The sequence below is a fragment of the Microcystis sp. M53603_WE2 genome (assembly GCF_030065435.1).
Genome location: NZ_JASJFF010001215.1, coordinates 1 through 8,279, shown reverse-complemented (window position 1 = coordinate 8,279; position 8,279 = coordinate 1). Strand labels below are relative to the sequence as shown.

General features: G+C 42.4%; 9 protein-coding genes and 1 pseudogene. 7 read left to right on the top strand and 3 right to left on the bottom strand.

The window, feature by feature from the left end; genetic code table 11:
* Positions 1–237, top strand: a 237-nt coding sequence (locus PX481_RS25430) for a UDP binding domain-containing protein (protein WP_288096735.1), incomplete at its 5' end; no start/stop codon positions are given.
* 510 nt (positions 238–747) lie between these two features.
* Here PX481_RS25430 and PX481_RS25425 read toward each other — a convergent pair.
* Positions 748–1,641 (bottom strand): annotated as a pseudogene (locus tag PX481_RS25425) (hypothetical protein).
* 11 nt (positions 1,642–1,652) lie between these two features.
* Between PX481_RS25425 and PX481_RS25420 the strand changes: the two are divergent.
* Entirely contained in the window at positions 1,653–2,045 is a 393-nt protein-coding gene (locus tag PX481_RS25420) for a hypothetical protein (protein WP_002748454.1), read from the top strand.
* Between the two features lie 194 nt (positions 2,046–2,239).
* On the opposite strand, the gene PX481_RS25415 is transcribed toward PX481_RS25420, so the two are convergent.
* Positions 2,240–2,503: a hypothetical protein gene (locus PX481_RS25415; RefSeq protein WP_287970217.1), complete on the bottom strand. Its 264-nt coding sequence runs from the start codon at positions 2,501–2,503 to the stop codon at positions 2,240–2,242.
* 173 nt (positions 2,504–2,676) lie between these two features.
* On the opposite strand from PX481_RS25415, the gene PX481_RS25410 reads away from it, so the two are divergent.
* Positions 2,677–3,216 carry a hypothetical protein gene (locus PX481_RS25410; protein ID WP_288024203.1) on the top strand — a complete coding sequence of 180 codons (540 nt, stop codon included), beginning with the start codon at positions 2,677–2,679 and terminating at the stop codon, positions 3,214–3,216.
* A gap of 25 nt (positions 3,217–3,241) precedes the next feature.
* Here the strand turns inward: PX481_RS25410 and PX481_RS25405 are convergent, their stop codons facing one another.
* Positions 3,242–3,607: a hypothetical protein gene (locus PX481_RS25405; protein ID WP_288024200.1), complete on the bottom strand. Its 366-nt coding sequence runs from the start codon at positions 3,605–3,607 to the stop codon at positions 3,242–3,244.
* Between the two features lie 263 nt (positions 3,608–3,870).
* Between PX481_RS25405 and PX481_RS25400 the strand changes: the two genes are divergently transcribed.
* The 4 genes from PX481_RS25400 (at position 3,871) to PX481_RS25385 (ending at position 8,070) form a co-directional block, all read left to right on the top strand.
* Positions 3,871–4,122: a DUF2283 domain-containing protein gene (locus PX481_RS25400; protein ID WP_072924165.1), complete on the top strand. Its 252-nt coding sequence runs from the start codon at positions 3,871–3,873 to the stop codon at positions 4,120–4,122.
* A 66-nt stretch (positions 4,123–4,188) separates the two neighbouring features.
* Positions 4,189–4,413 (top strand): AbrB/MazE/SpoVT family DNA-binding domain-containing protein, encoded by a 225-nt coding sequence (locus PX481_RS25395; protein ID WP_012267820.1) that lies wholly within the window; start codon positions 4,189–4,191, stop codon positions 4,411–4,413.
* A 4-nt stretch (positions 4,414–4,417) separates the two neighbouring features.
* Complete coding sequence (locus PX481_RS25390; RefSeq protein ID WP_238141869.1) at positions 4,418–4,648, top strand: type II toxin-antitoxin system death-on-curing family toxin; 231 nt, start codon at positions 4,418–4,420, stop codon at positions 4,646–4,648.
* A gap of 125 nt (positions 4,649–4,773) precedes the next feature.
* A complete protein-coding gene (locus PX481_RS25385) occupies positions 4,774–8,070 on the top strand; it encodes a CHAT domain-containing protein (RefSeq protein ID WP_288024466.1) in 3,297 nt (1,098 codons plus the stop codon).
* Positions 8,071–8,279: the final 209 nt, after the last annotated feature.

Sequence of the window (8,279 nt, the reverse complement as noted above, 5' to 3'; positions counted from 1 at the left end):
TCCCAAAGTGGTTTAAGTCACGGTTTAAGCGGTGTGATTATCGAATCGGATCCAGAAAGATTGGCCGATGGTTGTGACGCTTTGGTGGTGGTGACGGAATGGCAAGAATTCCTCCGTCTCGACTACGGCAAAATGGTTAAAACCATGCGCGAACCCGTGTTAATTGATGGTCGCAATTTCCTCGATCCTGCGGTGGTGACAGCAGCCGGTTTCCGTTATCTCGGGATTGGACGTTAATCCCAGGAATCCGCCTTTTCAGCAGGACTGACGCGGGTGGGTAAGGGACAAGAAGCACCAACCCCTTACCCCTGCTCCTAGGGGCGAAAACTGCCCGATTATGCTGGCTGAAAAATGAAAGGCGTTGTCAAATTGAAAGATGCTCCCAATCAGCACCGGAACTGAAATTACTTTGATAGGAAAGATTACATGGCATCTTGACAATTAGTGTTTAATGAACGAATATTGCCGATAGTTGGGCTTAAGTGGGGAACAAGACTTGCCCTGAGCCAAGTCGAAGGGGTCGCTCGATTTAGCAGTGGAATTAGCCCTACAATCGGCGTAGGGCTAATTCATGAATTAGCCCTACAATCGGCGTTGTCAAATGGAAAGATGCTCCGAATCAGCACCAGAGCATTGCATCTTTCCTCTTCTGATCTGACAACGCCGAAAACCTTGTGGGGTGCGACTTTTAGACTTTTTTTATTAACGATCGCTTTTGATAATTTCCCCGATTGACTCTCATCGGGATTATGGGACATCCGGTGCGAGAATCAACAATTGTCCCTCCTTATCCTCGCGAATGGCTAGAATCGCCGGACGTTCATTTTCTGCCGACTGGGGGGATAACCCGCGAAAAACATAAGTCTAATTATTATTTTGAATTAATAACCGCCAAACTCGCGGGGGATTAACTTTACTATCATTCGTTTCTTTTCCCCGCAGCTCTTCGAGTAATTTGGTCTCACCGATAATTCGATAACCTTTGAGAGAAGGATCGGTAAAAACATCATCAGGATTGCGACCGATCGCTATCTGTTTTTCCGGTAAAACTAAAGTGATAACCGGTAAGGTAGAAGTATCATTAATTGCATCGCGACGGGCATCGCTCGATCCCTGAATTCGAGCTAACCAAAAAAGAATAATTAATAGCCAAATAACAGCGATCAAATCTTTTCGGAGAGATTCGGGAATTCCCCGGACTAATAAACCTAGAGGGTGAAATTTTTGATGAAATTTCCGTTTAAATTGACTGACAATTGAATAGGATGGCAGGGGAGACAAAATCCAGAGGGTAAATTGAATCGCAAAGGCAACGGCAACCAGTGCCAGAAACGTTCGCAGAAACGCCCCGAAATCGCCACAGAAGACCTGTATCGGCACGAAAAGGAAGGAACGCAAGGGCAAGTCCAGACGGTTAATCTCAAGGCTAAACCAGCCGAAATAGGCCCACCGATAGATCCATCCCGTAAAATAGAGAAAAATCCCCAGCAAACCGAGAAGACTGGCGAAGGTTCCTAGTATCTGTGTTCCGGGAGGGGGAGAATTCGGAGCGCTCACGGCAAAATGTCCCTGATTGGCGTTTTCGATCGCTATCCTACTCGATCGATCGGGTTCTATCGCCAGTTCTTTGTATTTTATCAAGGAGAATAACCATGTCCATCGACGATCCCCGACAAGTTCGTTTTTTAATTGAGAAAATGGAAGCGAGTTTACCAATCCCTGTGCGTGCAACTCCCGAAACGTTAAAACTAGCTGAAACAAAAGGCGAGCGATACAAACCCGATCACCAGTTTTCGATCGATAAAATTTTCTACATGGGAGACGAGGGGGGAATTATTTGTTCCCTAAAAAACGAATCGGGAAAACAAACGAGTCTTGTCTGTTCTTTAACCCATCTACGCATCGATAACTCTCATCCGTTAGCGGCGGATATTCAATCCTACCAGAAAAAGCGATCGATGCGGATCGCACTACAGGATGGTAAAACCGGAAAAGCCCTCCGTATTGCCAAACAAAACCGCCCGAACAAAGGTTTCGGAAAGTAAAAATATATTGACAAAAACCGCAGGTTGGGTTACGAATATCGCTAACCCACCGCATCCAATTATATTCGGGGAATAGGTTCGATCCCCCCTTAGTCCCCCCTTGATAAGGGGGGTGCCGATCCCCCCTGCGCCCTTGATAAGGGGGGTGTATGATAATTTTTAACGCCTACCTACTTAAAACTTGCTTTTAACACTTAAATATCCTCTGCCGTAAAATCTCCCCACGCTTCTCGTCGGGTTTTATCGATATCTTCAGCCGAGGGAGCCTGTCCTAAATCGGCGCATATACCCCATAAAGAGGGACGGGGTTGATTAATTTCTGCCGATTCCGATGCCATTTCTGCGGTAATTTTTTCGATCAGTTGCCGTTTCTCGATCGAGGATAATTTTTCCACCCACCGCATTAGCTCTTGTAGAGTCATATTTCTATCGCTTACCGCATAAAGGAGTACCTTCATAAGTTTTAACATAAAGAGAAGATAAAACGCTTCCCCTTTGACAATCCCGACGCTAAAATATGGAAAAAACCCTCTAGAAAAAACCCTAGGTTGGGTTACTGTTACTCCTAACCCACCACATCCAAGATTGAAAACAGAACCAACTAAATCCTGATCATTCAGGCAAGGTAAAGATGAAAAAACTCTACCCAATAATAACCGCAACTAGCCTAGTTTTTATCGCCTCCCTTGCTGGCTATCATCTACCAGCCACCGGCGATCGATCTCCCGTCAAGAAAATTCCCGTATTCATACCAGATGATACAAATGTATCTTTAAAAAATGGCACTTCTCTATCTGGGAGATTAATCAAGTTCGATTCCCAAGCAAAAACGATCGCTTTAGGGAGAGAATCAAAAACAAAAGAAGTGGCGATGAAAGAGATCAAACAGATAGAGTTTCAAGGCAAGGTTATTATCAAAAGCGGAGAGCTTGTTATTCGTGGGGAAGGGGGATCAAGCAATCCAAAAGAGAATAGAAAACGCTGGCAGGAACCTTTACAGAATTTCAAAATTGTTGATGTTAATGAAGGAAAAGCGGAAGTAACTATAACCTCGCTAGATCCTCTAGAAATAAGAGGGATCGAAGGGGTGGCGAGTAAGAGTTCCTACGTTGTTGAGGAAATTAAATTCAACCCCTCGGACAAAATTGAGATTCAAGTAAACCCCCGTTAAAATTCACAAAGAAGAAGCCTATTTTTTAGGCAATTAAGGAAGACTTTAAATGGGAAAGTTGGCTGATGTATTGTTCGATTATTTTTGGTGATAGTGGATCGTTTAATGTCGGATTAGCGAGGTCAAAGATGATGTCATTGATGAGATATTCCTCATCTGTTTCATAGGCGATATCTTCTCTGCATTCGATGGCATCGGCCCAGTTTTCTAAGTCGGTGGCAGATAGAGCGTTATTAAGATAGCGATCGAGAATATCGATCAGATGCTCTTTTTTTAGGGTGATAATTGCTTCGCTACTGTCCCAAGGAAAGGTTTTTAGGATAGGGAGGATAGTTGATAGGGGTTGGTCAAAGTTGACTAGGGCGTTGAGGTATTCTTGTCTATTTTTCATGGGTAAGTAGGTGGGTGAAATTAAATTGAAAATGGATTTTAGGTTCGATCCCCCCTGCCCCCCTTGATAAGGGGGGTGCCGATCCCCCCTGCCCCCCTTGATAAGGGGGGTTTGATCCCCCCTGCTCCCCTTGATAAGGGGGGTGGCGATCCCCCATGCTCCCCTTGATAAGGGGGGTTTCTGATAATTTTTAACGCCTACCTACTTAGTAATTATAATCTTTTGGTAACTGTCCATTTTGAACGCCGATTAAAGGGGAAACTATGAAAATAAACTATGATCGAGCCGCTAATGCCGCTTATATTCGTCGTTTTGAGGGAAAGGTTATTGATTCTGAGGAAGTAGCGCTGGGGATTATCTATGATTACGATGAGACGGATAGGATTGTAGGGATTGAGATTTTAGGAGTCAAACAGAGAACGGCCGAACGATTCAAAAATATTGATTTTCCGTTGGAAGAGAGTGAAAAACAAGAGATTAGACAATGGTTCGGAAAGTTAATACTAAATTGTTAAGTGATGTGAGAAATTCAGGAAATATGGGAGGTGCTATAATTGACATATTTACTCAGTCAAAAAACGATGATTAAGTTAAAAGTCACAACGGTAGGGAACTCTATGGGGGTGATTTTCCCGAAAGAGTTGGTGGAGAAGCTGCGCCTTAGTAAAGGCGATATGCTCTACGTCTTGGAAACGCCGAATGGCTTTGAGCTTACACCCTACGACCCCGAATTTGTCCAGCAAATGGAAGTGGCGGAGGAAGTGATGCGCGAAGACTGGAATGTTTTGAGAAAGCTGGCAACTTAGGCTCATGAACCAGCTAATCTGGATAGCTGATGGGGTAGCTCTCGCGATTCATCACCGCCAAATAGCCGAGCATGGTGGATTAGAGGGTATTCGAGATGAGGGGTTGCTAGAAAGCGCACTTTCCCGACCGCAAAATTTTCTGGCTTATTCTGAGTCGCCTCCTGACATGGCTTCTTTGGCAGCAGCCTACGCTTATGGGATTGTCAAGAATCACCCTTTTGTAGATGGGAAGTAGTTATGATTGCCGCATCATTTTCTATTTAGAACGAGACGAAAAAACTAAAACAGATAGGATAGTTTTGATTAACATTGGAACTCATGATGAGGTAGATTAACTAATAACTGATAGCGGAAATAACTATGAATCCCAAATTTTACGCATTACTTACCCTTTCCCTAGTGGCTACCGTCACCCTACCAGTTGTTAACGGGAAACTCTCCTCTCTCGTCCCTGCGGTAATAGCGCAAAATACGGATGGGAGGAAAGCAGAAGCCGATCAGCTTTTGCAGCAACGGATTCAACAGGCGATTGAATCTCTTCAGGAGTCTTTAGCTACCAATAGAATGATCCATAGTCGCGAACGGGAATCCATTGACTTAGGCAACTTAGGAATCATTTTCGAGTCTCTCGGACAGTACCAAAAGGCGATCGATTTTTATCAACAGTCTTTAGCTATTGCGAGGGAGATTCGTGATCGCGAAGGAGAAGCCATTTCTTTGGGGAATTTAGGAGCTGCTTACCAATCCCTCGGACAGTATAAAAAAGCAACTGACTATCAGCAACAGTCTTTAGCTATTATCCAGGAAATAGGCTATCGAGACATCGAGTCTTATCGAAAGTATTTAGCTTTGACGAGAGAAAACGGTTATCGAAAAGAAGAAGGCATAATACTATTTGTGTTAGGGAACACTTATAACTTCCTCGGAAACTACCAAAAAGGGATCGAGTTTTATCAACAGTCTTTAGCTATCATGAAGAATGTCGGCGATCGCGCTGGGGAAGCTAATTCTTTAGGTGGCTTAGGACTTTCTTACTACTCCCTCGGACAGTACCAGAAGGCGATCGAGTACCTTGAACAGTCTTTAGCAATCTTGAATAAATACGATTCTAATGGTGATGGCTTATTCGATGACTTTATAAACATAAGACCCATTAATTTAAAAACAATAATACTATTTAATTTAGGAAATGCTTACTACTCTCTTGGACAGTACCAAAAGGCTATTGACTATTTTAGACAATCAGAATCACTGTATACGGCGATAGGAACCGCATCTCAACGAATTGATAGGGGGAGAGAATACGCCTTTATCCCGGCAGCAATCGCTCGAACCTTTACCGACCAATTCGATCTCCGTAGAGAAACTGACCGAATATTTAATGAAGCTCTAACAGCATGGTATTCGGAACCAGCAGAATTAATAAGGCCACTTTCAATCAATGAAAAGAGCAGAATTAAATCGGCTAGTGAAAACCTAAAAAAAGCACTCATTGGTTATCAAAAATTAGGAGATAAACCAAAACAAGAATTTATCTTTTCCACATTAGGAGATATTTGTATATATTCAGTAGGAAATGCTTACTACTCTCTTGGACAGTACCAAAAGCCTATTGAATCTTATGGAAATACATTAGAATGTCTTAATTTTTACCAACAAGCACTAACTATACATCAATCTCAATATCAGCCTCTAGTAAATCGTGTAACAGAATCAGCATATCTCGTTAAGATTGGCCGTACTTACGCTGAATTAGATGATAAAAAGAATTCGATTAGTTACTTGCAGAAGGGTATTCTTATTCTTGATCAATTGGCTATGGATAAAACTCTGTCGGAATTCACAAAATCCGAATATATTCTATTCATTAAAGGCAATTCACTTCAGGCTCTCTGTCAGGTATACGTCAAGTTTGATGAAAAGCAGAAGGCACTAGATTGTTATAATCAAATGTTTTCTTTACCGGTTAGATTCGCCGAAGTTACAAGAGTTAGAGGTAATTTGGAAGTTGGTGATTTGTATATGAAGGAAGGAAATAATGAACAAGCACTTACTTACTATCTATCGGCGTTATCAGAATTTATTAAAACTTATGGACAAGAATATAAAGGCAATAAGGAGATGGTTCTGAGCAAAATTGGTATAGCTTACAAGATGCTAAATCGTCCGAGCGAAGCCTTAAGCTATTTAGAGCAAAGTGCTAATCTTATTATTGAGTCACGTCGTGACGTACCTCGTAAATACCGTGAAAAGCATTGGGGAGGTAATGTTTATGTCTTAGAAACGTTTCCTCACCTCATTGACCTCCTCATCCAGCAAAATCAACCCGAAAAAGCATTTGAATGGAGCAACCTCGCCACTACTGCCGATCTCGCCGATTACAATCGCCTGATTAATGCGAAAGTTGCTGATCCCGATGCACAAAAAGCACTTGATAACTGGAACACCGACAATCAACAACTCGAAGGAATGCGCCGACAACTACAGGATAAATACTCCCAAGAACTGGCACAACAGATCCGACAATTGGAGGAGAAAGTGTATAAAAATGCGGAAACTATCGGAGATAAATATCCTGAAATTGCTGAACTTTTTGAAACTAAACCCACCGACATCGCCCAACTCCAGAAAAATATCGCTCCTGATACCCTCGTTATTCAACCCGTTCCCCTCCGCGATAAAGTCGCTCTATTTCTCGTTACTAGAGAAAAATTAATCGTTATTCAAAGTGATGCAAAACGCGATGATTTTAATCAACTTGTCAGTCAATACCGTACCCAATTAGCCGACTATAAAAATGCCGACTACCTCGTTACCGGTAGTAAATTATACGAGATTTTAATCCGTCCCATTGAGTCCCAAATCGCCACCAGTTCCCCGAAAAATATCGCTATTATCGCTACCGGACAACTGCGCTATATTCCCTTTGAAACTCTCTACGATAAGAAAAATGACCAAGTTCTCCTAAAAAAATATCCGATTTATTATTTAACTCGTATCTCGACCTCTTCTCTTGCTACTCAAAAAACGAAAACAGATCGCTCCACTCTCAAAGCCTTAGCTCTAGCTAATCCCAAACCTTTTCTATTTGACACGGAGAAAAAAGAAAAAGTTGATCTTAAAGGCACAGAAATAGAAGCAGAAAGTATCAGCAAAATCTTTCCGGGAAGTGAAAAATATCTCGGTACAAACGCAACTCTAGATATATTCAAAAAACAAGCCTTTCGCTTCTCGATTTTACACTTAGGAACTCACGGCTGTTTTGACCTCGCTGGCTGTCCTAATTTGGATATGCAAGCTAATACTATTCTTTTCGCCAATAAAGAGCAATATAACATCGCTGATGCCGCATTATTAGGCTTAAAAAATACCGAATTAATCACCCTGAGTGCCTGTCAAACCGCCAAGGAAGCCAACGCAGACGGCCAGGAAATTTCAGGACTTGCTTACGTCCTAGAAAGAGCCGGTGCTAAATCAGTAATAGCCAGTCTTTGGAATGCTGAAGATAATACCAGTGACGAAATTATGACCCAATTTTATCAAAATCTCAAGAATGGCATGACTAAAAGTGAAGCCATGCGACAGGCCAAACTGAGTCAAATTAAAAGCCATCCTTATTTTTGGTCGCCCTTTATTTTGATTGGGGCTGCTAATTAAGTAGGTAGGCACAATTATTTGTAGGATGGGTTAGCGGTAGCGTAACCCATGCGGGCGTTGGGTTTCATGCTTCAACCCAACCTACGTTCATTTTATATTTAATTCCACCCACCCACTTAGGGTTTGCTGAAAAAGTACGGGCGAAGCATTCGGATAGAAAATCTACGGTTTCACCGATAGGTTATTGCCCGAATGCTTCGCCCCTACAG

Coding starts and splice junctions, on each gene's coding strand:
- PX481_RS25420 (WP_002748454.1), top strand. CDS start 1,653: ATGTCCATCGACGATCCCCGACAAGTTCGTTTTTTAATTGAGAAAATG.
- PX481_RS25415 (WP_287970217.1), bottom strand. CDS start 2,503: ATGAAGGTACTCCTTTATGCGGTAAGCGATAGAAATATGACTCTACAA.
- PX481_RS25410 (WP_288024203.1), top strand. CDS start 2,677: ATGAAAAAACTCTACCCAATAATAACCGCAACTAGCCTAGTTTTTATC.
- PX481_RS25405 (WP_288024200.1), bottom strand. CDS start 3,607: ATGAAAAATAGACAAGAATACCTCAACGCCCTAGTCAACTTTGACCAA.
- PX481_RS25400 (WP_072924165.1), top strand. CDS start 3,871: ATGAAAATAAACTATGATCGAGCCGCTAATGCCGCTTATATTCGTCGT.
- PX481_RS25395 (WP_012267820.1), top strand. CDS start 4,189: ATGATTAAGTTAAAAGTCACAACGGTAGGGAACTCTATGGGGGTGATT.
- PX481_RS25390 (WP_238141869.1), top strand. CDS start 4,418: ATGAACCAGCTAATCTGGATAGCTGATGGGGTAGCTCTCGCGATTCAT.
- PX481_RS25385 (WP_288024466.1), top strand. CDS start 4,774: ATGAATCCCAAATTTTACGCATTACTTACCCTTTCCCTAGTGGCTACC.